This window comes from Thalassotalea sp. PLHSN55, from assembly GCF_052030545.1.
Classification (GTDB): domain Bacteria; phylum Pseudomonadota; class Gammaproteobacteria; order Enterobacterales; family Alteromonadaceae; genus CANMXU01.
Genome location: NZ_JBPDIH010000009.1, coordinates 52,388 through 77,274, shown reverse-complemented (window position 1 = coordinate 77,274; position 24,887 = coordinate 52,388). Strand labels below are relative to the sequence as shown.

The 24,887-nt window shown below is 39.3% G+C and carries 18 protein-coding genes and 1 riboswitch; of the genes, 5 read left to right on the top strand and 13 right to left on the bottom strand.

What is annotated here, in order from left to right:
- Positions 1-37 precede the first annotated feature (37 nt).
- Both ACRRSQ_RS16825 and tesB read right to left on the bottom strand, forming a co-directional pair.
- Complete coding sequence (locus tag ACRRSQ_RS16825) at positions 38-1,630, bottom strand: AMP-binding protein (RefSeq protein ID WP_440876935.1); 1,593 nt, start codon at positions 1,628-1,630, stop codon at positions 38-40.
- 294 nt (positions 1,631-1,924) lie between these two features.
- Positions 1,925-2,782, bottom strand: a complete 858-nt coding sequence (gene tesB, locus ACRRSQ_RS16820; protein ID WP_440876934.1) for an acyl-CoA thioesterase II — start codon at positions 2,780-2,782, stop codon at positions 1,925-1,927.
- 158 nt (positions 2,783-2,940) lie between these two features.
- Here tesB and ACRRSQ_RS16815 point away from each other — a divergent pair, with 158 nt between their 5' ends.
- Complete coding sequence (locus tag ACRRSQ_RS16815; protein ID WP_440876933.1) at positions 2,941-3,195, top strand: hypothetical protein; 255 nt, start codon at positions 2,941-2,943, stop codon at positions 3,193-3,195.
- 17 nt (positions 3,196-3,212) lie between these two features.
- On the opposite strand, the gene ACRRSQ_RS16810 is transcribed toward ACRRSQ_RS16815, so the two are convergent.
- Both ACRRSQ_RS16810 and ACRRSQ_RS16805 read right to left on the bottom strand, forming a co-directional pair.
- Positions 3,213-3,701, bottom strand: a complete 489-nt coding sequence (locus ACRRSQ_RS16810) for a hypothetical protein (RefSeq protein ID WP_440876932.1) — start codon at positions 3,699-3,701, stop codon at positions 3,213-3,215.
- A gap of 15 nt (positions 3,702-3,716) precedes the next feature.
- A complete protein-coding gene (locus ACRRSQ_RS16805) occupies positions 3,717-5,573 on the bottom strand; it encodes a hypothetical protein (protein ID WP_440876931.1) in 1,857 nt (618 codons plus the stop codon).
- Positions 5,574-5,718: 145 nt separating this feature from the next.
- Positions 5,719-5,801: riboswitch (cyclic di-GMP riboswitch) on the top strand.
- Positions 5,802-6,040: 239 nt separating this feature from the next.
- Between ACRRSQ_RS16805 and ACRRSQ_RS16800 the strand changes: the two genes are divergently transcribed.
- Positions 6,041-7,030, top strand: coding sequence for a GGDEF domain-containing protein (locus tag ACRRSQ_RS16800; RefSeq protein WP_440876930.1), 990 nt, complete (start codon positions 6,041-6,043; stop codon positions 7,028-7,030).
- Between the two features lie 4 nt (positions 7,031-7,034).
- Here ACRRSQ_RS16800 and ACRRSQ_RS16795 read toward each other — a convergent pair whose 3' ends face one another.
- The 6 genes from ACRRSQ_RS16795 to ACRRSQ_RS16770 all read right to left on the bottom strand — a co-directional run bounded on the left by ACRRSQ_RS16795 (position 7,035) and on the right by ACRRSQ_RS16770 (position 11,613).
- Complete coding sequence (locus tag ACRRSQ_RS16795; RefSeq protein ID WP_440876929.1) at positions 7,035-7,505, bottom strand: DUF523 domain-containing protein; 471 nt, start codon at positions 7,503-7,505, stop codon at positions 7,035-7,037.
- A gap of 49 nt (positions 7,506-7,554) precedes the next feature.
- Positions 7,555-7,860 carry a DUF3630 family protein gene (locus ACRRSQ_RS16790; protein ID WP_440876928.1) on the bottom strand — a complete coding sequence of 102 codons (306 nt, stop codon included), beginning with the start codon at positions 7,858-7,860 and terminating at the stop codon, positions 7,555-7,557.
- Between the two features lie 32 nt (positions 7,861-7,892).
- Positions 7,893-8,618: an energy transducer TonB gene (locus ACRRSQ_RS16785; RefSeq protein WP_440876927.1), complete on the bottom strand. Its 726-nt coding sequence runs from the start codon at positions 8,616-8,618 to the stop codon at positions 7,893-7,895.
- The gene (locus ACRRSQ_RS16780) at positions 8,615-9,178 is read right to left on the bottom strand and encodes an RNA polymerase sigma factor (protein ID WP_440876926.1); all 564 of its coding nucleotides are present in this window, start codon (positions 9,176-9,178) and stop codon (positions 8,615-8,617) included. Before ACRRSQ_RS16780 ends, ACRRSQ_RS16785 begins: the two co-directional genes overlap by 4 nt.
- A gap of 14 nt (positions 9,179-9,192) precedes the next feature.
- On the bottom strand, positions 9,193-9,798 hold the full coding sequence (locus ACRRSQ_RS16775) for an energy transducer TonB (protein WP_440876925.1): 606 nt from the start codon (positions 9,796-9,798) through the stop codon (positions 9,193-9,195).
- A gap of 264 nt (positions 9,799-10,062) precedes the next feature.
- Positions 10,063-11,613: a phospholipase D-like domain-containing protein gene (locus tag ACRRSQ_RS16770; RefSeq protein WP_440876924.1), complete on the bottom strand. Its 1,551-nt coding sequence runs from the start codon at positions 11,611-11,613 to the stop codon at positions 10,063-10,065.
- 275 nt (positions 11,614-11,888) lie between these two features.
- Here ACRRSQ_RS16770 and ACRRSQ_RS16765 point away from each other — a divergent pair, with 275 nt between their 5' ends.
- A complete protein-coding gene (locus ACRRSQ_RS16765; protein ID WP_440876923.1) occupies positions 11,889-12,986 on the top strand; it encodes an OmpA family protein in 1,098 nt (365 codons plus the stop codon).
- A 480-nt stretch (positions 12,987-13,466) separates the two neighbouring features.
- Here the strand turns inward: ACRRSQ_RS16765 and polA are convergent, their stop codons facing one another.
- Both polA and pgi read right to left on the bottom strand, forming a co-directional pair.
- The gene (gene polA / locus ACRRSQ_RS16760) at positions 13,467-16,223 is read right to left on the bottom strand and encodes a DNA polymerase I (RefSeq protein WP_440876922.1); all 2,757 of its coding nucleotides are present in this window, start codon (positions 16,221-16,223) and stop codon (positions 13,467-13,469) included.
- A gap of 634 nt (positions 16,224-16,857) precedes the next feature.
- On the bottom strand, positions 16,858-18,510 hold the full coding sequence (pgi, locus tag ACRRSQ_RS16755; protein WP_440876921.1) for a glucose-6-phosphate isomerase: 1,653 nt from the start codon (positions 18,508-18,510) through the stop codon (positions 16,858-16,860).
- 671 nt (positions 18,511-19,181) lie between these two features.
- On the opposite strand from pgi, the gene ACRRSQ_RS16750 reads away from it, so the two are divergent.
- On the top strand, positions 19,182-20,060 hold the full coding sequence (locus ACRRSQ_RS16750) for an NAD(P)-dependent oxidoreductase (RefSeq protein WP_440876920.1): 879 nt from the start codon (positions 19,182-19,184) through the stop codon (positions 20,058-20,060).
- Positions 20,061-20,496: 436 nt separating this feature from the next.
- On the opposite strand, the gene ACRRSQ_RS16745 is transcribed toward ACRRSQ_RS16750, so the two are convergent.
- Entirely contained in the window at positions 20,497-21,237 is a 741-nt protein-coding gene (locus ACRRSQ_RS16745; RefSeq protein WP_440876919.1) for a FadR/GntR family transcriptional regulator, read from the bottom strand.
- Positions 21,238-21,548: 311 nt separating this feature from the next.
- Here ACRRSQ_RS16745 and ACRRSQ_RS16740 point away from each other — a divergent pair, with 311 nt between their 5' ends.
- The gene (locus ACRRSQ_RS16740; RefSeq protein ID WP_440876918.1) at positions 21,549-24,878 is read left to right on the top strand and encodes a TonB-dependent receptor; all 3,330 of its coding nucleotides are present in this window, start codon (positions 21,549-21,551) and stop codon (positions 24,876-24,878) included.
- The last annotated feature ends 9 nt before the right edge of the window (positions 24,879-24,887 follow it).

Here is a 24,887-nt window from a genome sequence, read left to right as displayed (position 1 = left end):
GTGCTTTATTCGCTATTGATTAAGTCATGTTCTTGGCTTATTTTCGTAAGTCTTTACGTAAAATTTTACCGACATTCGATTTTGGCAGCTCAGCTAAAAACGTGATTTTTTTCGGCACTTTATAAGCAGTAAGATCGCTGCGACAATGATCAATAATCTCTTGCTCAGTCAGCGATACATCTGGCTTTTTAACAATAAATGCGGAAACTAACTCACCGGTTTTGGCATCACTTTCACCCACCACCGCCGCTTCTAAAATGGCAGCATGTGACATTAAAATATCTTCCACTTCATTTGGGTAAACATTAAAGCCTGAAACAATAATCATGTCTTTTTTACGGTCAACAATACGTAAATAGCCATCGGCTTGTGCAATAGCAATATCGCCGGTTTTAAACCAACCATCTTCGGTGAGTACCGTGCGTGTTTCTTGTTCTTGTTGCCAGTAACCACGCATGACTTGCGGTCCTTTGACGACAATTTCACCCGCTTCACCTTGAGCAACCTCTTGGTTATTGTCGTCCCAAATTTCAACTTGAGTATCAAATAAAGGCAAACCTATGGTGCCAATTTGCTCGTTACCAGGAGGGTTTAAACTCACCACTGGCGAGGTTTCAGATAAACCGTAACCTTCAGAAATGGTGCACCCCGTCAGGTTTTGCCAGCTGTCTGACGCTGAAGTGGTTAACGCCGCTCCACCACTGACCGTTAGCTTCAATTGACTAAAATCCACTTCACTTATTTTAGGATGCATACATAAACCTAAAAACAGCGTATTAATGCCGCTGAAGCCTGTTGGCGGTGTGGTAATTAAGGTGTCAACAAAGCCATCGATATCGCGCGGATTTGGGATCAGCACATTTTTATTGCCATCGGAAAACAACCAAAGATTAAGTAAGAAAGCATAAATGTGATAAAGCGGTAATGGCGTAATAAAAGTTTCTTCGCCTAATGCCAAGACAGTATTAAGACGTTGCGCTGTTTGTACGGTATTACTTAATAAATTGTTGTGCGTTAAAATCGCGCCCTTCGATAAGCCCGTTGTGCCGCCGGTGTATTGAATTGCCGCAATGTCTTCGCCAGAGATAGCTTGGCGATTAATGGTGTCGAAATTCGCCGCCTGGCTTAGCACCTCGCCAAAAGTAGTGAGTTGATAAGGTTTATCTGTTGGAATAGGCTCTTTATCTGCAAATAGCATGTCAGTCGCTTTAGTGGTGATCACTAACTCAACATCTGTTTGCTCGACAAAGCTTTCGAGCTTTGGCAATAAATCAGTAAGGATAATAACCACTTTTGCGCCTGAGTCAGTAAACTGATGTTTCATTTCTCGCTCGGTATATAAAGGATTGGTATTGACCAAAACCAAACCAGCCCGCAATACCGCGTATGCAAAAATTGGATACTGAACTAAATTAGGTAATTGAATTGCAACACGATCACCTGCTTGCAATTTAACAACATCTAACAAGTACGCCGCTATTTTTGTCGACTTTTCCTCAATTTCAGCAAAAGACGTTGTTTGCCCTAAGCATTGATATGCGGATGACTGACCATGCTTTTGCATTGCCTGCTCAACAAGTGAAGCTAAATTAATTGCTTGGTTATATTGGTTTGATGTTGTTGTATGCATTGAATATCCTTGATCGAAGTGCGGGTGTTATGCTGAGCTGCATTTTTGTTATTGGTATCGTTTATATGTATGGTATTACTCACATTATTTGCTAACTAAACATGGTCAATGTTTTAACTAAAAGCCTGTTTAACGTAAACGCATTGCTCATCTTAGGCAATATCTGAACATCATTCTTGACTTATTACGCCAAAAAATTACCTTTAAAGCCGCTACTTTTAACCTATTAAGTCATTTAGCTAGATTAATTTTCACAAGCAAACACCCGTTGCTTGCCTGTGCGTCGCGCCAAAATTAACGTTTTCTGATCACACCTTCTTGTGCAGTAGAGGCAACTAGCTCTCCTTGACGATTATAGATTTGTCCTTTAACAAAGCCTCTCGCGCCCGTAGCTGTCGGACTATCGACACAATAAAGCAACCAATCATCAAAACGAAATGGACGATGAAACCACATCGCATGATCAATAGTGGCAATTTGCAGGTTCGGTTGCCAATGACTTAGCGCGTGTGGAAATAACGCTGTTGGTAAAAAATGAAAATCTGAGGTGTAAGCCAACATATAAGTATGAATACGCAAATCGTTTGGCAGCTGACCATTTGCCTTGATCCAAAACTGAGTCACCGGCGCTGATTTTTCAGGCTTTAACCAGTTGTAGCTTTGCACAGGGCGAATTTCAATTGGCTTTTCCGCTAAAAATTTGTCGCGTATCTCTAAAGGAATATGTTGCTGATTTTCAGTAACAAAGTCACTAAAAGAGGTTAAACCTTCCGGTGGTGGCACATCGGGCATCGTATCTTGATGTTCAACACCTTGTTCAACACTTTGAAAAGATGCGGTCATGTAAAAAATAGCTTTGCCATTTTGAATGGCTTTGACCCGGCGTGTACTAAAACTCTTTCCATCGCGAATATTTTCAACATCATAAACTACAGGCTTAGAAGCATCTCCCGGACGAAGAAAGTACGAATGCAGAGAATGCACGTGCCGGCTAGCATCAATGGTTTCTTGGGCTGCCGAAACCGCTTGCCCCATAACCTGCCCACCAAATAGCGCGCGAAAGCCCAAATCTTGGCTCTGGCCTCGATACAAACCTTGTTCAATAACTTCTAATTTTAATAATGCAGATAGGTCATCTAATACTTTACTCATGGCAATATTCTTTTAGCAAATAATCATAAATACTATCATAAACAATAGTTAACTGGTAAAACCAGTATTAGATTGTGATAAAAATTAACCACAACTGTTGAGTTATCAAAAAAAAGAGGGTAGTGTGCAATTTAGAATAAATTTTAGACGATAAAATAATGCAAGCATTACAAGAGAGAGAAGTCTTATTAGAACGAAGACATTATTCTCCAGAACAAACAGCTTTATGGGACAAGTTATCGCTTGCTCAAAAATTTGCCGCCAGCAGTTTAACTCAATTTGGTTATGATTTAGCCTTTATTCGTAACAGCCAAGCGAAAAGTATCGCGATTTTATTATGTGATGACAAGGTTGCCACCATTACAGACGACGGCGAAATAGACACGTCACCAGATATTATTATTCGCCACTAAATATACGACACAACCAATTATTTCTTAATTTGTTTTTCTTGTGTCGTTAATAGCTCTTCCACTAAAGAAACAAAACCTTTAAATTTATTGCTAGACCATAAACGCTGTGTTTTTTTGTCTTGGCTAGCAATAAAAGTGGTAAAATCACTATAGGCCTTAGCACCTGTGCTTTGATAAATACTCGACACAACTTTGCTAAGCTGGCCATTTCCCTTCAAACAATCATTAACTATGGTTGAATAATTATTAACAAGTGGCGCAATAATTAATAATGGCTCTTGTGGTATCGATTTATTATCAAACAAAACATCAAGTCGCCTTTTGGCAAACTCTTCATAACGACTAGTTAATATCGCCATAGAATCGACTAAAATTTTGCTCTCTTTATCTGCTTGTTTACTCTCTCGCTTTGCCTGTATTACTTCTCGTTGTAGCGTTTCTGCTCTAAAGAAAAAATAAATACTGACAGCAACAAAAACACCAATAATAGATGCCACAAAAATCATATTAAAATTAACCTATTAATTTACAAATTCCGCACTAACACGTTCACTCAATCGCGATAAAAAGATATATGGATCAATGTCCTGCACAGTTGGAGTATCAAACGAATATTCTATGCTAACCGCGCTTCCACCTAAGTTAGCAAAATAATTAACTTCAAGCGCAGCAACTAATTTTTCTAGTTTCTTTTGTATGTCTTCATTGTTTTGATGAGGGCATAGCAACAAATACTCACTTTCATTTAACATACCAACGTAATCAAATTCACCAACCGACTGATTGATCAAGGTTGCAATTGCACGGGCGACATCGTTAAGTACTTTCTTATTAGTTTGAAATGAAAGCTCTTTCCAATTATCTACTGTGATATAGCCAATCGCCAAGGAATAATTATACTTGCGCGCTTTTTTATAATTTGATTGATAAAGGTTTTTCGTTTGATTGGGGTTGTAGATAAAATCTATCGGCCGTTCATTTTCATTATAATGAGTCACCAAACGCAGTGTTCTCGTTTTAAGCCATAACATAACGCTCATTAATGCCAACAATAATACGATGATTGTTAGTAAGATAATGATCTTATATTGCTTGTGGTATTTGCGTTCGAAACTCGTTTTTAGTTGCCCATCAGTAACTAAACGGCTGGCCAATACTTGCTTTTCTTCATTTACTGTAAAAGCGTGCTGAGTAACAGAATCGGCTGGCTCATTAACGTTAAAACGCAAATAAAGTTGATGATATTGGTTGAGTAAAGCCAGCGCTTTTTTATAGTTGCTTTGAGCCTTATAAAAGTCATGTAATTGTTGATACAACTGTATTTGTGCTTTAGTTACATCAATATCTTGAGCAAGTTGTTCGGCTTTAATTAAAAACGCATGATTATCTTCAACACGCCCCAATAGTTGGCTAACTTTTGCTAAATACATTAATACACTTAAGTGTGGCTTACGTTGATTCTGGCCAATAAAATATTGCTCAGCTTTAATAAGGCTTTCATAAGCTTGTTGATATTTTTCTTGGTTTATCAACATTTTCCCAAGCCCTAATTCAATATAGCCGAGCAAGACAACAGCAGACTTTTCTTCTGCAATTTTTTGCGCATTCCAAAAAGCATTGTAAGCGTCGTCAAAACGCCCTAACGCTTCATAAGCTCTGGCCAAAGTGAAGTAATTCTGGTCTATGTTGTATTTATTGGCCTTATTAAGCTTTATGCCAATGAGTTGGCTTTGCATGTCGACTACAGCTTCAAACTGATCCAAATGAAAATAAGCTAACGACAATACCGCCAACAGATCGGTATCTTCATTAAAGTCATTAATCTGCATTAGCTCAGTTACGGTATCTATATCCTTATTTGCATTTTCCCGATCGCCCAATAAGGCATTGGCCATAGCTCTGTAGCCTAAAGCAACCAGTAAATATTGAATATGCTCTGGTTTTTTTGCTAAAGCCGCGGTTTGACTACTCACATCTAATGTTTTTTTAAACTGGCCATTAACATAATAGCCTTCCATCAATTTCTGTAAAAATTTCAGCCGAAGTAGGTGGTCAATATTGACTAGCTCAAGGCCATACGTCGCAAATTGAAATGCTTTAGCAATATCAGCTTTTCTTGTCGCGGCATCGGCTAACAAGAAGTAGGTTTTAGCAATGGTGTCGGTGGTGAAAAGTTGTCGTTCGGGCAATACCTTGGTTGAAAGAGTAAGTACTTCATCATAGGGCACTAGCTCTTTATCCAGTTGATAATATTTTTCAACTTGCTCAATAATCCCAGCAATATTGTCAGCATTGGTATTAGCTGAAGTAACTCGTGCCCAAGTGGAAACTGAGCAAAACAAAGCAGCTATTAAAACCATAAAAATTATACGCTTCATTTTACCCTCCCAATACTTGAATGCCTTTGAAATACCAGTGAAAAATAGTAACCGAATTTCGATAAAAATTATATCAACTTGAACAATTATAAATTTTACTTTACATCAAAGTATTTCTCCCTATAATGATTTTAGAGCTTCTAAAGCTCGACAAGGGCAAATCTGGTGAAAGCCAGAGACGCAAAGTTACCGGTCTAAGGGGAAACCTACGACAGCGGAACTGCCAAATTTAGATATAGTGGGGGCTTATCTTTTTTAGCTTTTTTGCTATCTGCTTTCCACGGTACACTTTGCGGCCTCCCTTGCCTTTCTCTGTTAGTTCTTCTATTTCTCACTGAATCTCAATTTATCGACATTTCGTCAATATTTTTGTACTTTTAATCGATTTTTTACTGGTAGTTTTATTTTTTTTACTAGAGAATGGAAAGATAAAACTAATAAAAAACGTAAGGTGAATAATTGGATCAATGAAGTATCATGATTCTATTCAAGAAGCCGAAAAAACTTTGGCCTTATCTGTACAACTATTGCGGAGTTGGAATTTACCTGCTTCTCCGATTAACTACACCTTAAGTTACGAATACACTAGCAATAGAAACAAGCCTCTCAACAAAAGCATCGATCAATACTTATCTACCGGCAAAGAGCTCGACAGTTTCACTGTTGAAGAATTTTATCGCCAACATATTCTTGGCCAATCAAATTTTAGAGATGAAATTATTGATGATGTTGAAGAAGTGCTTTCTGCAGTGGAATTTAATAATAAGCACTCTGCCAATACCCTAAATTATTTTGTTGATACCTTAGACAATAATATTGGGCACTTTCAATCACATGATAAAAAAGTGGTAGCAACGGCAATATTGTCACTGAAAAAAGCATCAAACAAACTCAAACAACAGCAACTTATTCTGCAGAAGCAACTCAAAAACTCACAAAGCTTAACCAGTAAATTAAAAGCTGAACTTGAAGAGTCGCGTAAAGAAATATTCCTCGATCCACTCACTCATTTTTATAACCGTAAAGCCTTATCGAAGCACCTTGAGGCTTGGACAGCACAAGATGAAAATAAACAGGTGGCGGCTATCGTGGTCAATATTGATCACTTCTCTCAATTTACGCAACGGTTTGGTCCGCTGATCAGTGATGTTTTACTTGCTAAAGTAGCAGAAAAAGTCAGTAGTTATGTCGATGACAGTGGTTTGCCGGTAAGATCAGGAGGAGATGAGTTTCTAATTTTATTACCTGATTTAAATACTGATATCGCCCAAGAAGTTGCAATGAAGATTAGCCATGGCGTAGAAAAATTACGATTTGTTAGCAGTAAGTCTGGTATTAGATTACCTAAGTTGGATGTCTCTGTTGGCGTTGGTCAATTTAGCACAAATCAAGAAGCCAATAACCTCATTAAAAAAGCGCGCAAACTGCTCGAGATGCCATCTTCAGATAACCAATAATGATTTAATCGAGTGCCTGTTTAGATAACTGCCGAGATAACTCTTCTATAGTTTCCTCAGAAAAAACTTCAATACCATGTTTAAGTAACAAAGCACTCGTGACGCCCTGACCCGCAATTTTTTTTTGGCTAAAGCTACCATCATAAATTTTACCACTTCCACACGACGGGCTACTTTCTTTTAACAGCGCAAAACGAATATGATGCTGACGACAAAGGTCCAAGGCTAATTGTGCGCCTTGATTAAAATAAGCAGTTACATCTTCACCTTTGTTGGTGAAAATTAATTGGCTTTGTGGCTGCATTTCTGCCGGAGCACGCGGCGTTGGCAAACCACCGCTCACTTCAGGGCAAATAGCGACAAAGCGCCCTTCTTTTTGCCACTTGTCGATAAGCGGGTGCAATAATGGCTTTAGCTCGGCGTTATAGCGTACTCGTGCGCCTAAAAAGCAGCTACTAATGAGTATTTTTTCCATAACCTCCCCTAATCACAAAACCAGTAATAATAGAAATGATAAGTAAAACTTAAAGTAACGATTTATCATCAAGTGTAAGCAGTAAGTCTTTCATTAATGTTTGCCCTAGCCCACACTCACTTTCTATCCAAGAAGACTGTCCATAAGATTCAAACTGCAAAATAAACATTTGCGCTTGCCACTCAAAGCGAAAATACTCGCGATCTGCGCCATTAACACTTTCGACCACACGGCTGGTGGGCAATTTATCCCATACAAGTTTAGCCAATTCTGGTGTTTGTTCTAAAAACCACCCACTTGAAAACGCAATATTGATACTGCCTGACTCAAGCAAAGTAAAACCACTGATTTGCATTTAATTTCCTATCCTAATAGTAGGTATGTAGTTTAACCTTTTACCTTAGGCAATTGAAAATCAAAAACCACGTGATGTACTTCTGATGATGAAACACTCTCCTGATATTGCCATTGCGCTAACGCTTTAATTGCGGCCTTTTCTAATTGCTTATTAACCTTACTCTCGACCACAGCGATATTGTCTACTTTACCTAAATCATCTATTTTGTAGCTCAGTTTAATACTGCCAAAGCGTCTGTTTTTAATCGCATTCACCGGATAAATCGGGGCAACCTTATGTATTAATTTAGGCGCCATGTTCACTTGTTTGATATCAGGCAAAACCACAACATGTGCTTCATCAAGGTTAAAAGTAAAATGCTCGGCACTAACATTAATTTGCTCAGCGCCATTTGATAAGCTTTGTTGGCTTGGCGGTGAAGTTGGTGGTGGTGGCGTAGGTGGCAGTTTAGGCACCACAACAATAGCGTCTTCTGTTGGCTTGGCAATAACCACTTCAGCAATTTCAATAGGCTGATGCACTTCAGTTGTCGGCTTTTTTGTTGCGTCTGGTAAAGTTGCAAAATGACTCACCAAGGCCATAATGCCAAAAGAGGCAACACCGCCTATCATTAATATTGCTATTCGACTCGACCATGAATGATCTTTTTTAGTCGAATAAGAATCTGCAAGCTTAATATCGGGTGCATGCAGCTGAGCTTTACGTTGCTGATACAACTGCTTAATGTTTTTATCAAAATTATCTGTGGTCATCATTGTTCGCCAAATACCGTTTTAAACGTATTGCGTGCATAGCGCAGTCGGCTTTTCACCGTTTCAAAATTAGCTTGTGTCAGTTGACAAATTTCAGCAACAGAAAACCCTTCTTGCTGAAATACAAATGCCTCGCGCTGGTAAAAAGGCAACTGAGCTAAGGTATCATTAAAAAGCTGCAATTGATCAGACTCTGCCAATACATGTTCAAGCGAGTTAGTGACTAAGTGCTCAGTATCAAGTTCAATTGTTTGCCAGCGTCTTTGTCTGCGTAGTTCATCAATTAACGTATTTCTGGCAATAGTAAATAACCAACTTTTAACTTGCTTATGACTTGCCTGTTTGTGACGATTTTCTATCACCTTCAACCAGGTTTGTTGCAGTGCATCTTGTGCCGTGGCAACGTCAGATTGGGTAACTAAATAATGATACAAAGGATGATTAAACTGTTGAACAAGCATCTTTAAATATTGCGCTTTACCGGTCGCACAATATTTAGCAAATACGGTTTCTGGTTCAAGCTGCGGATTAAACCAACCTTTGATCATTGATGGTAACTTCAAATGCTTTTCCCTAGCTAGATTGATTGATCGATAGTAAAGTCGAGCTGTACTGATAAATTTTGCTGTGCCACCATTTTACCGGCAACCGATTTAGCCTGATATTTCCATTGGCTTAGCGCCCTTCTCGCCGCTTTATCAAAAATGCGTTTGGGCTTAGCATCAACAATATTAATATTAACAACTTCGCCAAGTGCATTAATATCAAACGCTAATATTACCCAACCTTCGATACCATTTCGAGCTGCATCGGCGGGATATCTCGGATTTATTCGCACTATAGGACGCGCTTCTTGATTATGATTTTTCAACATATTGCTTAACCCAGTTGAATTATCAAGTGTTAGCGACGCAGGTTTATATTGGTACGCCACAGTATTATCTGTAGGTTCAATCGACTCAGGAATCGCTCTTTGTGGCGGCTCAAGTTTTGGCGGTAGTTTTAACGTACGCACTATCTCGGTATGTTGGCTCTCTTCTTGTCGACCAATAACATCAACAACAACATCTGGCTTAACTTCAATTGGCGCTACTTGGTCAAATTTCACTAAAAATGCCATTAGCGAAAATAATGCCAAGGTAATTAGTGCCGCTAGGGTAATTATCGAAATTCTTGTTTTCATCTTGTGTCCTCACTTATTATTAAAATTCAAACTTCAATAAGTTAAGTCGTTGCTAACCACAAAAGCCAAGCAACAGGACCTATAGAAATAACAAGCACTATCTGTGATTAAGCAAACCACAAGCGCTAATTATTGCCTTATATTGAAATTGTATTTTGGTGTGATCACACCGCAAACATTGCCAATTCAATGTTTGCTTATAGATAAAACGTGTCGGAGACTAAAAAGGGGTTAAAAGATTTAAAAATAATGTGAAATAAACGTCTAGAGAATATTTTTGGGCACAATACGGCGCAGTTTTACTTTAAAGCGCTTCATCACGCCAACCGTATGATCAGGGTTCCAATCTTCGGTTACTTGCCACGCATTTTCTGGCTGCATTTCTTCTAGCATACCTTGTTTCACTTTTAGTGATATCGCTTTTGAAGGCAATACGGTTATGCTTTCAGTATTTAAGTTTGCGCTGCGCGGATCAAAATTATAGGTACCGATAACGGTCGTTTCATCATCAATGACCATCGTTTTGGCATGCAAACCAAAAATAGGCACGTGAGCAAGGGTTTGCTGTAATTCTTCTGACATTACCTTTTGACGAATTTTTGCGTCAGGCTTAAATTCATAAAGTTTCACGCCGGTTTTTAAAAGCGCTTTGCGATCACGCTGATAACCACTAAAGGCTTCTAAATTGTCGTTCGAAGCGAGACTATTGGTAAGAATTTTCACCTCAACACCGCGCTCAACGAGGTCTTTTAAAATAGCGCGCGCAAAATCTGTGGTCACTAAATAAGGGGTTTGCACTGTAATGGAATGTTTGGCTTTTTTGGCTAGCTCGATAATTGCATCGGTGGAAATCCCGCCACCTGCGAGAAACTGCCCTTTGTTGTTTTTACCGGGTTGGTCTGAAATATATTGCACATTGTCTAGCCAGTGCAAATCACCACTTCGTTCAATCATTGAAAACTCTTGCGCTAAATTATTAATTTTATCGCGAATTACGGGTAGGAAATTACTCGGGTTACAGGCATATTGATGTAGCGCGGAAAAGTCGGGCTTAGTCGCGTTTTCATTTTGCTCTAACAATTTTTGCACTGGCACACTCAACGCATGTTGCCAAAACTGTTGAAAAGATTGCTGAACGCTAGCCGTTTCGCCGCCAATTAATAATACGTCGCGATCACGAAAGTTATACTGATGATCATAGCCATAGTACTCATCCGCGACATTTCGACCACCGGTAATGGTAACTTGGCCATCAACAGTGAACGTTTTGTTATGCATGCGCTGATTAAATTGGTGAAATTTGGTCGTTAAGTGATAGAGCTTTTCAATAATATTTTTACCAACATTTGCCAGCGGATTATATATTTTGATCTCTACGTTTTCATGCTGAGCAAGCAACAGTAACTCGTCGCCACGAGCTTCTATCATAATATCGTCAACCAGCACTCTAACTTTCACGCCACGCTCTGCCGCACGTATTAAATAGTCGACCGCAATTAAGCCAATATTATCGGTAGAAAAAATAAAATATTGCACATCGATGGTTTTGTTGGCGCGGTCACTTAACCAAGCACGCGAGATCATCGCCTCAGCACCTTGCTCAAGAATATACACGCCAGTATGGCTTTGCATTTTTTGTTGATAAGGCGCTAAAAACTCCGCTAAGTTGCCATAAGGTTGTTGAGCGACATTTTGGCAATGATCAACTTCATTTTCGACGAACCTAGGCTCAACTGCAAAGCTATTGAAAGAGCAAAGTAATAGCGCCAGTAGAAAGCCACTTAATCGTCCGTTTTTTGTTGGTATATACTTCAACTTTTGTCCTTTTTTGTCTCAAAATGTGTCTGTTATTTTTACAGTTTTGCTTGGAAAAAATATCAGTATTTAAAAAAGCCTTATAATTCATACAACTATATTTAGGCTTGTTTTTTGCTTAACTTGCACAATTTTATAAGCGCAATTAACGCGCTGATTGCTAAGAAATTATTCCAGTGAATTTGGATATTTGCCTCTATAATTAGCATGCTACTTTTTCCTTTTTAAAACAATAAAACCTATTTAATTTAGCTAAAAACATGGAACATAACACTATGCGTACTTTAACAAAACTCTCAATCGCTGTGAGCAGTGCATTATTGTCTGTATCAACCTTTGCTGGTGAACAACCAGTAGCGGCAGATCTTGTCGGTAAAACCTACGGCGGTTTGCATGCTCTACACATAAAAATTGACGATGATCGTCAATTTACCGCTGACCCAGCATCTGACTTAGATCACGCTTCAGGCGTTGGTGCAGAATTAGGCTACCGTTTTTCTGAAACAACAGAATTTCGTATTGCCTACTCACATATGAACTTAGTTGCTGATTTATCGGCATATAGCGGCCCGTCAGGTTCAAGTACAGCGTTAGATATGCTGTATTTTCCAAACAAAGAAAATTTCTACTTGTTAGCCGGTGCTAATCGTTTAGACATTGTTGATGCAAAATTATCGAGTAACTTAGGTGCCGGTTACCGTTATTACCTTAACGAAAAATCAGCCGTTTACTTAGAAGGTAAATGGCATAAGCAATTTGATGATCATTATGACGATTTTACCACTCAACTTGGTTTTGTTTACTTCTTTGGTGATAGTGCAAAAAAAGCCCCTGTTGCTGCAAAACCTGTTCAACCAGCTAAAGCCGCTGCGCCAGTTGCAGTAGCCGCAGCACCGGTTGTCAAAGATAGTGACAAAGACGGTATAATTGACAGCAAAGATAACTGTCGCAATACACCAATGTCTGACAAAGTTGACGCAAATGGCTGTACTGTTTTCACCGAAAAGAACTTAGAAATGAGCCTACAAGTTAACTTTGACAACAATAAGTCAGAAGTTAAACCACAATACTTTGACGATATTAAAGTAGCTGCTGATTTCTTAAAACAATACCCACATACAGATCTCATTATTAAAGGCCATACGTCTGCGCAAGGTAGTGCAGCGTACAACAAGTCGTTATCACAAAAACGTGCTGATGCTATTGTGGCAATTTTAATTGAAGAGTTTGGCATTGCGAGTAATCGCTTAACCGCGCAAGGTTTAGGTGAAGAGCAGTTACTTGATCAAAGTAATACTGCTGCAGCCCATGCCCAAAACCGCAGAATTGAAGCAAAAGTTGTTGTTAAAGAAAAAGTAGCCGTTAAACGCTAACTCATACTTAACGCTACTTCAATTCTTTTATAAACTAACAAAGCACTAATTCTTTTAAGTATTAGTGCTTTTTTGTGCGTTTCTCTCGGCCATTTATTGATTAGCTATCGCACTAATCTGGCTAACCATTCAACTTCCCCTGTTTACTCGGCTTCGAGTCAACCACTCAATCAAATGTTCTAAAATTCCATGAAGACAAAATTCAGACAAAAAAAAGCCGATGACATTATCACCGGCCTATTAGCTATGAGGAGAGCTAGAATATACAAATTATTACAACAAGTGTTCGCGTTAGGAACAAGTTCATTATAGAGCAACCACTCTAAGAAAGTAAAGCTCTTTTTGTAATTAAATTACGTTTTATGCGTTTTAAAATTACATCATTTGAAATATTCATAAAAAAAGGCTCAAAAAAGAGCCTTTTCGTATAATTTTAATCAAATTTATGAATTAAAATTTCAATTATGAGGTCAGACCAAACTAATGTGCCTGCTCCCAGTTATCACCAATACCCGCTTCAGCAATTAATGGCACTTTAAGCTCAACGGCATTATTCATGATCTCAACTAACTTGGCCGTAGTTTGTTCGGCAATGTCTTGATGAATTTCAAAAATAAGTTCATCGTGCACTTGCATGGTCATTTTGATACGCGGGTCATTTTCTTCGACTAACCATTGATCCACTGCCAACATCGCTTTTTTGATGATGTCTGCGGCAGTGCCTTGCATAGGTGCATTAATCGCAGCGCGCTCGGCGCCTTTTTTACGCATTTGGTTTTTAGCTTTGATATCAGGTAAGTATAAGCGACGACCAAAGAGTGTTTCGACATAACCTTGCTCGGTAGCTTTTTCTCGCGTTTCTTCCATGTAAGTAAGCACGCCAGGATAACGTTCAAAATACTTATTCATGTAATCTTGCGCTTGGGCTCGGCCAATGCCTAATTGTTTTGCTAAACCAAACGCTGACATACCATAAATCAAACCGAAGTTAATCGCTTTTGCACTGCGACGTTGATCACTGGTCACGTCGTCTAACGACACCGAGAAAATTTCACTTGCTGTTGCTTGGTGAATATCACGATTTTCAGAAAACGCGCTAACTAGGCCAACATCATCAGACAGGTGCGCCATAATGCGTAGTTCAATTTGTGAATAATCAATGGCAACTATTTTATGCTCAGGCGGTGCAATAAAGGCTTCACGAATTTTCCGCCCTTCTTCACTGCGAATCGGGATATTCTGTAAGTTTGGATCCGTTGATGATAATCGCCCAGTCGCCGTTACGGCTTGATGATAAGAGGTATGTACACGCCCTGAGTCGGCATTAACCATTAGCGGCAATTTATCTGTATAGGTCGACTTAAGTTTACTTAAGCCACGATTTTCCAGAATGATTTTTGGCAGTGGATAATCTAACGCTAGCTCTTGCAATACTTCTTCTGCGGTAGAAGGAGCACCTTTAGGTGTTTTTTTGATGACCGGAATTTTAAGATCTTCAAAGAGTATTTTTTGCAGCTGTTTAGGTGACGACAAATTAAAGCTTTGACCGGCAATATTGTGCGCTTCAATTTCTAACTCAGACAAACGTGTGCCGATGTACTGGCTTTGTTGGCCAAGTAAGTCGCTGTCAATTAAAACCCCATGTTGTTCCATGCGGGCAAGCACCGACAATAATGGCATCTCAATGTCGTTAAATACCGATAATTGACCTGACAATTTAGCCAGTTGCGGATAAATCGCTTGGTGCAGGCGCAAGGTGATATCAGCGTCTTCTGCCGCATAATGGCTCGCCTTGTCCAATTCAATTTGATCAAAGGTTAATTGTTTCGCGCCCTTGCCCGCGATTTCTTCAAAATGTACCGTTTTATAATCTAAGTACTTTTCAGCCAAAGCGTCCATATTATGTCGCGTCGCAACACTATTAAAACAATACGACTCCAGCATAGTATCAAACGCAATACCTTGTAATTTAATATCATAGTTGGCTAACACATTGGCGTCATATTTAAGGTTTTGTCCTACTTTATGTTGGCTTTTACTTTCAAGGATCGGCTTTAATTGTGTTAATACCCAGTCTCGGTCAAGCTGCTCTGGCGCGCCAACATAATCATGAGCGACAGGTAAATAACTGGCTTTGCCGGCTTCAGCGCAAAAAGATAAACCAACAAGCTCAGCTTTTTTATAATCTAAGCTGGTTGTTTCCGTATCAAAAGCAAAATACTCTGCCTCTTTAAGCTGTGTTAACAATTGCTCAAACGCTTCTTTGTCTAAAATGGTTTGATACTCTGCGCTAATATCGCTTTTTGTCACATCCATTTGACCGTCATCATGATTGACATCTGCACTTGCTGAACTGGTATTGCTTTCTTTCGTGCTATTAAGGTCTGCCAATAAACGTTTTAATTCGTATTCTTGATAAAGCGCTTTTAGGGCGTCTGTATCGGGTTCGGCAGGTTGCAACTGACAAGCTTCTTGTTCTAATTCAACATCGAGTTTTATGGTTGCTAATTCATACGACAAGGGTAACTGTTCAAGTGCCTCACGCAGATTTTCACCAATTTTACCTTTAACTTTGTCGGCATTGGCGATAACCTCGTCTAAAGTGCCATGTTCCGTTAACCATTTAACAGCGGTTTTAGGTCCACATTTAACCACGCCAGGAATGTTATCAACCTTGTCACCCATTAAGGCAAGATAGTCGATAATTTGATCGGCGCGCACACCAAACTTTTCAATAACCCCTGCTTCGTCTAATTCAACATTGGTCATGGTATTAATTAGTCGAACATGTTCATTAACTAACTGCGCCATATCTTTATCGCCGGTTGAAATCACCGTTTCAATGCCTTTATCGCTTGCTTGTTTTGCTAACGTTCCAATAACATCGTCTGCCTCAACCCCTTCAATAACCAATAAAGGTAAGCCCATCGCAGCAATTATTTGGTGAAGCGGAGCAATTTGCGTGCGTAAATCGTCTGGCATTGGTGGGCGATTAGCTTTGTATTCTGGGTACAAATCGTTGCGGAAAGTTTTACCTTTTGCATCAAACACCACCACGATATTGCCATTTGGATAGTCTTTTTTAAGACTTCGGATCATATTCAATACACCCGTTATTGCCCCTGTTGGTTGCCCCGATGATGTAGACAAAGCTTGTAAGTAAGGAACGTGATAAGCGCGAAAAAGATATGATGAGCCATCAACTAAAATGAGTGGCGATAAAGCAGAAGTTGTCATGGTGTTTTTATAACTAAAATTAACGTGGGCTAAGCATGCCACATTCACTGCCATCTCTCTACTGTGTATTAGTATTCCTTTGACAGATAGTTTTCCATCAGCAAAATTAGTTAATGAAGAATATGAGCAAGAAATAGCCAGCTTTCTGTGGATAAGTTTGTGCACAAGCACGAGAAATATGCCATAAAGACAGAGTTGTCGATATAGCTAACCATATTTAAAGTATTGATATAACTGCAAAAGGTAAGTCAAAAGTCCTTTTAACGTACAATATTTTTATTTTTATTTTTTGTGGATAATTAAATTATCTAGCCAATCTTTTCTCATCACGAATTGCTCGTCTTTGAAAAATTTGGAGCTAAGAGATTACCAGATTTCACCCCCATTACCAGACAATTATTAAAATATTTTTACAGTTAAGTTACGCTTACAAATAACCAAAAAACATAAGCGAGCAAAAGCAATGGCTAGCGAGAATTCCATCGCATTAGGTCATAAAAAATTCATATTTTTAACTGATAATAAATGACAAAAAAATAGGCTGATTGATATTAATTATCAATCAGCCTATTGCGATTTTTATGCTAGAGCGTTTTATCTTTGCGTTGAGTTTTCACCGTTTAACACAAGCGCACTAATCGGCTTTATTTAAGGTGCTCTTGTAAAAATTGATTAAGCCTGTCGTAGAGCTATCGTGCGGTCGAATATTTTCTTCAGACTCTAACTCAGCCTGAATTTCATTGGCTAAGCCTTTGCCCAATTCAACGCCCCACTGATCAAATGAACAAATTTGCAATAACACACCTTGGACAAAAATTTTGTGCTCGTATAAAGCAATCAAACTGCCTATAGATCTAGGTGAAATACGGGTCATTAATATTGAATTTGTTGGCCGATTACCTTTGTGCACTTTGTGTGGCGCCACTTTGTCAATATAGCTTTTACTGCGCCCTTTTACCGTAAGATCAACACGCACTTGTTCTTCGTTAACACCCGCCATTAATGCTTGTGTTTGCGCAAAAAAGTTCGCCATTAACGTTTCATGGTGACCTTGTACCGGTGTAACACTTTCAACTGAGCCAATAAAGTCAGCTGGAACAACGTTATTGCTCTGATGCAAATATTGATAAAACGCATGTTGACCATTAATGCCAAGTTCACCCCAAATTGATGGAACGGTAGGATACGAAATTTCCTCACCATGCCATGAAACCGACTTACCATTACTTTCCATTTCGGCTTGTTGTAAATAGGCAGACAACATGTGTAACGACTGATCATAAGGTAAAATAGCTTGTGATTGCGCACCTAAAAAGGTGCAATTCCATAAGCTTAGTAGCGCTAAAATCACTGGCGCATTATTTTCTAATTCAGTTTCACAAAAATGTTTGTCAATATCATGAGCACCTTCAAGCAACTCAATAAATTTTTCAAAACCCAGATCTAACGCAATTGGCAAACCAATAGCAGACCATAAAGAGAAGCGACCACCAACCCAATCCCACATATCAAAAATATTGTCTTCATCAATACCAAATGCGACGGCATTCTCTTTATTGGCGGTAACCGCAACAAAATGTTTGGCCACTGAGGTTTGGTCAAACGACGCCGACGTTAACCATTTCACTGCAGTTTTGGCATTGGTCATGGTTTCTGCGGTGGTAAAGGTTTTACTTGAAACAATAAAAAGAACTTTTTCAGGATTTAACGGACGCAATACATTAGCAATTTGAGTACCGTCAACATTAGAAACGTAATGAACATTAATACTGTCGTCACTGTATGGTTTTAATGCTTCGGTCACCATTTGCGGGCCTAAATTTGAGCCACCAACACCAATATTAACAATATCAGTAATGCGCTTGCCTGAATAACCTTTCCACTTACCTTGGCGAACTTGCTCAGTAAAAGCCTTCATTTTTGTTAGTGCCGCTTCAACGCAGTCACTAATATTTTCACCATCAAGGTAAATAGGCGTTTGTTCACGATTACGCAACGCAGTATGCAATACAGCACGATCTTCAGTCTTATTGATTTGTTCACCAGAAAACATTTTCTCGCGCCATGATTCAACATCGCACTCTTTGGCCAAGGTGATCAATTTTTCCATCGTATCTGCAGTGACTAAATTCTTCGAGTAATCTAAAAGCATCGCAGGTAACTGCACAGAAAACTTGTCAAACCGGGAGGTGTCAGCAGCAAATAAGTCATTCATGTGCTGACTTTTCATTTCTTTAGCATGTGTTTGTAATGCTTGCCAACTAGGGAGAGAAACTCGAGAAGTCATTTAATTTCCTTAAAAGAATTTAACTAAAAATCATACGTTAAGATGCAGCTGTTTTACTATATAGCAAAACCAAGCGCGCACTAAGAACATTTATATCTTACAAATTACCAATTATTTTGCGGCGTATAAAAACTAATCTATGCAAATTTTAGCCTACTTTATTGACGCTTTAATTAAGCGTTCACCATTAGCTTTTTACGCACGCAGTTTTATCGTCTCTACAACTGAAATAACCAAGAAACCATATTGGTAATATAATTTACAGATAATTGGTTGACAATTCAATTACCACTGGTTAGTATTCAATCGTTACTTAAAATTAAGAATAATTAGTACTCGATTAGTAAAACCAGAAAAACAAGACCAAGAATTAGTCAAACATTGCTCTTCTGGTTCATTAAAAATCGTTTGACCAATACGTATCAAGGTTAAGTTCAAAAATTATTGGTCAGCACCGTGGTAATTATCTTAATAAAAATAGAACCAATAAATAGAGTAATCCATTTATTAACATTGAAGATATTGGGTTGCTGGTTGAACTGGACTTTCCTGTGAAAGGAAATTTATAAGGTTTAGTTCAACTGGTTACTTATATCAGGCATCAATCTGAGCAACAAGTGAATTAAAATCACTGCCAGATACAATAAACACCAATTGTGTAGGAGTTAGATATGACAAAACCTGTCATCGGTTTCATTGGCCTTGGCCTTATGGGCAGCAACATGGTAGAAAACCTGCAAAAGAAAGGTTTTGAACCAATTGTAATGGACCTTAACAAAGATGCTGTTGCTGCTGTTGTTGCACGTGGTGCGACTGAAGCAAAATCAGCAGCTGAACTTGCAGCCGCAAGTGATATCGTGATGCTTTGCCTTACTACATCAGCCATTGTAGAAAAAGTTATTTATGCTGAAGACGGCATTTTAGCCGGTATTAAAGAAGGCGCAGTATTAGTTGATTTTGGTACCTCAATTCCAGCATCAACCCGTAAAATTGGTGCCGACCTTGCCAAAAAAGGTGCTGGCATGATTGACGCGCCATTAGGCCGTACTCCTGCTCACGCAAAAGACGGTTTACTTAATATTATGGCTTCTGGTGATGCCGAAACGTTTGAAAAAGTTAAGCCAATTTTAGAGCTACAAGGTGAAAACGTATTTAATTTAGGAGCTTTAGGCGCTGGCCATACAACTAAATTGATCAACAACTTTATGGGCATGACCACAGTTACCGCCATGTCTCAAGCCTTTGCTGTTGCCGAGCTTGCCGGCGTAGATCGCCAACAACTTTTTGACATTATGTCGACAGGCCCTTCTAACTCACCTTTCATGCAGTTTTGTAAAAACTACGCAGTAGATGGCGTAAGTGACTTAGGCTTCTCAATTGGTAATGCCAATAAAGATTTAGGCTACTTCCTACAAATGGTAAGTGATTTAGGCACTAGAGCTCAAATCGCAGAAGGCACATCAGCTAACCTACAAGCTGCATTTGATGCAGGGATGGGTCATGGCAATGTTCCGGAAATATTCGATTATTTCCTTAAGCTAGAGAAGTAATACTGCACCTTGATGGGACTGCAGTCCTACTGACTAAAAAGCCTTTCATTTGAAAGGCTTTTTTTATACCTTTTTTTCAAGATCTCAATTAATGACGATGAAAAGCACTTCGTCACAACCACTAAGCCCTTAGTGCTAATATTCAACGCTTGACTCTCCACTCCTGATACTCCGCCCTTCAATGCAGCACCCCAGTGACGAGTTAATATCAGTGACATTGACATAGGCGTGCGTCGGCACTAACTGCGAGGTAAAACATGAGTTTTAATAGGCGCGCACAACAGCATTCTACGCTTTAAAGTTAATTATCTAGGGCAAGTATGGCAGTGATGATTTGGCTAGAAAAATAGTGTTTAGGAGGCTAATACGATGGGATGCTAAATAGAATATAGAACGCGTTATCCGATTTTAACTTCAGATAACGCTTATGCGGGAATTAGACTTGGTCTAACGTTACGTTTGGAATTGAATAAAGGCCGCGCTTTTCGCTATTCTTACGTTTTATTTCTTCAAGAGCACGCGTTTCAACAGCATCAAATAACGCATTGATTAAACGATTAAAATGGTTGTGCATTGCTTTACGTGCTTTGGTCGCGTTGCCCGATTTTAGCGCTTGATAAATCGCTCTATGTTCAGCAAGCGTTTTAGAATTATCCATGCTACATACGCTATTATAATCTTCAACAATTTCAGGCGTTGATGAACGTAGTTTCCATAAATTTTCTACTGACAAAACCATCGCACTATTACGCGTTGCTTGACAAATTACCCGATGAAACTCTTCATCGGCTTCTTCAACATTGACACCATTTTCCATACTAATCAGTGTATTGTTTAGTCGCTCGAGCTCTTCTTCAGTAATTGACGTTGCAGCAATAGCAGCCACCTCACCTTCAATCAATGCACGTGCTTGAGTCACTTCAAAGGCATTAATTTTAGTTTGGTTATGTGCTTGGTCATCCAATTCAAGTACATATACACCTGAGCCAGTTTTCACTTCTACACGTCCGCGCACTTCAAGTGCGATAATAGCTTCACGTACTGTAGGTCTACTAACATTAAGGGTTTCAGCTAATTCGCGTTCTGGCGGCAAACGACTACCAGGTGAATAAACACCTGAATTGATCAATGCTTCAATTTTGTCAACGATGTGCCAAAACAACCTGCGGTTGCCCATATCCAATCCTTCTTTGTTAAACCATTTTTTACATTTTAGTAAAGGCATCATAACGATTTATCGATTCTAAGGCAAAAACAATTAACTGTACAATTGTAAGAACACCTTATATTTGCTATAAAAAACTTTACCAATCGTTCTGACCATTGAAACTAGCATATTACCAATAAATAACGCAAGACAAATAATTGGTAATAAAAAGTGGTTGACAAAATATCGCACTATTGGTTAAATTTAACTCGTTCATAATTACAAATAATTACGTCTGCACGCCAGATGCACAAAAATTATAAAAGAATCGGGGCATAACAATGAAACTAAGCAAAATTAGTCATGCGGTTAGGACACAAACAAGTATTAATAGCAAAGCCATGTTTTTTGGCACCGCGTTATTTACAGCACTTACAACTGCCGCATATGCAGCTGAAGCAGAGGTTGAAGTTCAGCAGCAAGACAAAACGGCTAGTACCATCGAAGTAAAAAACAAAGACGGTCAAATAGAAGTTATTGAAGTACGCGGTATGCGCGGCACAATGACTCGCTCTTTAAATGAAAAGAAAAACAACCCAGCTATTGTCGATTCAATTGCTGCTGCCGACTTTGGTGATTTACCCGGTTTATCACTTTCTGATGTAATTGAAAATGTCTCTGGTGCTTCTGGTCACCGCCTAAAAGGTAGCCAAAACGAAATTTCGATCCGTGGCTTAGGTTCTTACTGGGGCTATTCAACGTTTAACGGCCGTACTATTACCAATGCAGGTCCTGGTCGCGCGGTTAACTTCAAAAAATTCCCATCGAGCTTAGTCGACAAAGTGACGATTTATAAATCACAACAAGCTAACTTAGTCGAAGGCGGTACATCAGGTACTATCGACGTAAATTCGTTACGTGCAGTAGATTATGGAAAAAGTGAAACAACCATAGAAGCACAAGCTGCATACAATGATTATTACACTCAAGCAGATAATCAATCGCCTTGGGGTAATGAATTTAAACTATCAACAGTACAAAACTTTGAAACCGACGCATTAGGCGATATGGGTTTTAGTTTTGGTTATGTGCAAAGTAATTCTGCTAACCCAGAAGAAAATTATGGTACTAGCTCAACGTTAGCCGCTTGTAGCTTTAGAGCAGCTGATGGTTCGCCGCTTATTACTACCGATGGTGGCACAACACTCGACCCACAAGAACGTTGTGGCGATCGTGATATGAGCAATGGCGTTCCTGAAAACGATACTATGGTAAGCCCTGGTCGCTCAAACGATTTAGTCACTTTAGGTCCAAATGCCAATCCTGATCACTTTGGTGAAAACGGCGCTGACCACCTAGCAAAATTTGACCCAGACTCTATTTTCTTTATTCCAGACGATTCATATTGGCGCACCGGTCATGATGAAGACGAACGTCGCAATATAGTGGGTACTTTTCAATGGGTACCTAATGATAAATGGGACATCAACATCGATTATGCTTCATCACGTTTAGAATATACTGAACAACGCATGGAGTTAGCACAAGAGCGTGCTAAAAACTTAAATCCTGAAACCTTAATTATCGATAGTCGCGGTAACTTATTGTATGAAGAAGGTGAAGGTAAACTTACCTTACAAGGTGAAAATCGTAATCAAATTGATGAATACGACGGCTATGGTATCAACGTTGAATTTTTTGCAAACGACAATTTATCATTTGCGGTAGATGCGTCGTACTCAAAATCGTATCGTTACCGTTTGCGCCAACGTGCTAAATTCCGTCACGAAAGCACCACTGCTTATTCATTAGATTCTCGCGGCGACGTACCTAAGTTATATATTGGTGACAATGAAGCCATTGAAAACGCGAACTTTTATTACCAAAATGTTGGTGGTGAATTAGTCAGAAATGAAGCTTATCAAGGCGCTGCTTTTGATGTAAGTGATATGGCAAGCTTTGTCGGCAGCGATGGCGGCGCTTATCTTGAATATGGTCGTGAAAACGACGAACGCGAAGATGACGTATGGGCATTAGAATTTTCGTCACAATACGAGTTCGACGATTACGAAGTCGTTTCATCAATTGAAGTAGGTGTTCGCCATTCACGTGAACATTTATACGATTACTCAGAAATTCAAACCGCATTTAACGTAGACGATGGTTCACGCCGCCCTCTTGACGACAACTGGAACTCAGACGATCACGTAGACAGAGATGGCGCAAATAATGATTTTGACAGCCTTTATCCTGAAGAGCATGCTGAAGTAACAGCTCGTGCGATGACTTGTGGTGATAATGGTCATAGCCTTGAAGGCTTTCACAGTGCTGCTGGCGGTGCCGGTGATGCCTCAAACTTTTTAACCTTTGATTCAAAATGTGTTATTGGCGCCTATTTAGGGCAAGTTGGCTTTTTAACTGAAGAAGGTAATAACCCAGATGTGGGTTTCTACGACATTGGCGAAGACCCAGACAAACGTAGCGGTCAACTTAAAGACGTCAGAGAAGAAGTTACTGCAATCTATGCGATGGCCAACATTGATACTGAGCTATTTGACCTACCTGTGACCGGTAATATCGGCGTACGCTACGTTGAAACCAAAACCAATTCTAAGTCTTGGGGTGAAAGAGCCATTTTAACGCAAACATTTGCTGAAGATGATCCAGCGACAGAAGATATCGATGAAGAAGGTCAAGAAATTTGGGAATACTCTGAAGAAACGGCAAGATTATCGTTAAAAGATGAGTACACCGAAGTATTACCTAGCATGAACTTAACCTTTCATTTAACGGATGAATGGTTACTAAGAACAGCCGCATATCGTTCAATGTCGCGTTTCCCAATGAATGCAATGTCTGCAGGTCAAACGTTGACTGATTGTGACAGCGCAGCAGCAAGTGAGGAAAATGAATGTGGCGCTTATGACGATGCATTAGCGGAAGGTTCTGCACAAGGTAACATGATGAAGCCTTACACCGCTGATAACTATGACTTATCACTTGAATGGTACCCAAGTCTAGATATGGCAATTACGTTAGCCGGTTATTGGAAAAATTTTAATGGCGGTACTACTCGAGTCACAGAATATCGTGTACCAACGGTAACCACTATTTTGGCTGATGGCACAACCTCAGTTGGTCCATATTCACAAGCAATACCCTATAGCGCTAACCAAGTTTCTGATGAAGACTCAACCATTAAAGGTTTTGAGTTAACCTTCCAGAAACACTTTACTGAATTACCAGGCGTATTAAGTGGTTTAGGTGTGCAAGGTGCATGGAACCATGCCATTTCAGACTTTAACTCAGAAGAGCCTGCTAACTGGGGCATAAGCCCAGACGCCAACTTATTTGGCTTCTCTAAAAATGTTGCCTCGGGTTCTATCTATTGGGAAGGCGACGATTTAACGATGCGCCTAATGTATAAGTACCGTTCACGTTACTTCCAACCAAACAACTTGCCATTCCCACATAAAGGCAATCGTTGGGTAGAAGACAGTGACTATTTAGATGCTGCGATTAAATACAAAATTAATAGCAACTTCTCAGTATCACTAAAAGCGTTGAACTTACTTGAAGAAGCACAAGTTCAAACACGTGGTCCGGGCACAATTTCTGATTATTCTTATTCAGGTCGTAAATTGTTCCTAGGTGTTAAAGCGAAGTTTTAATTAATCGCT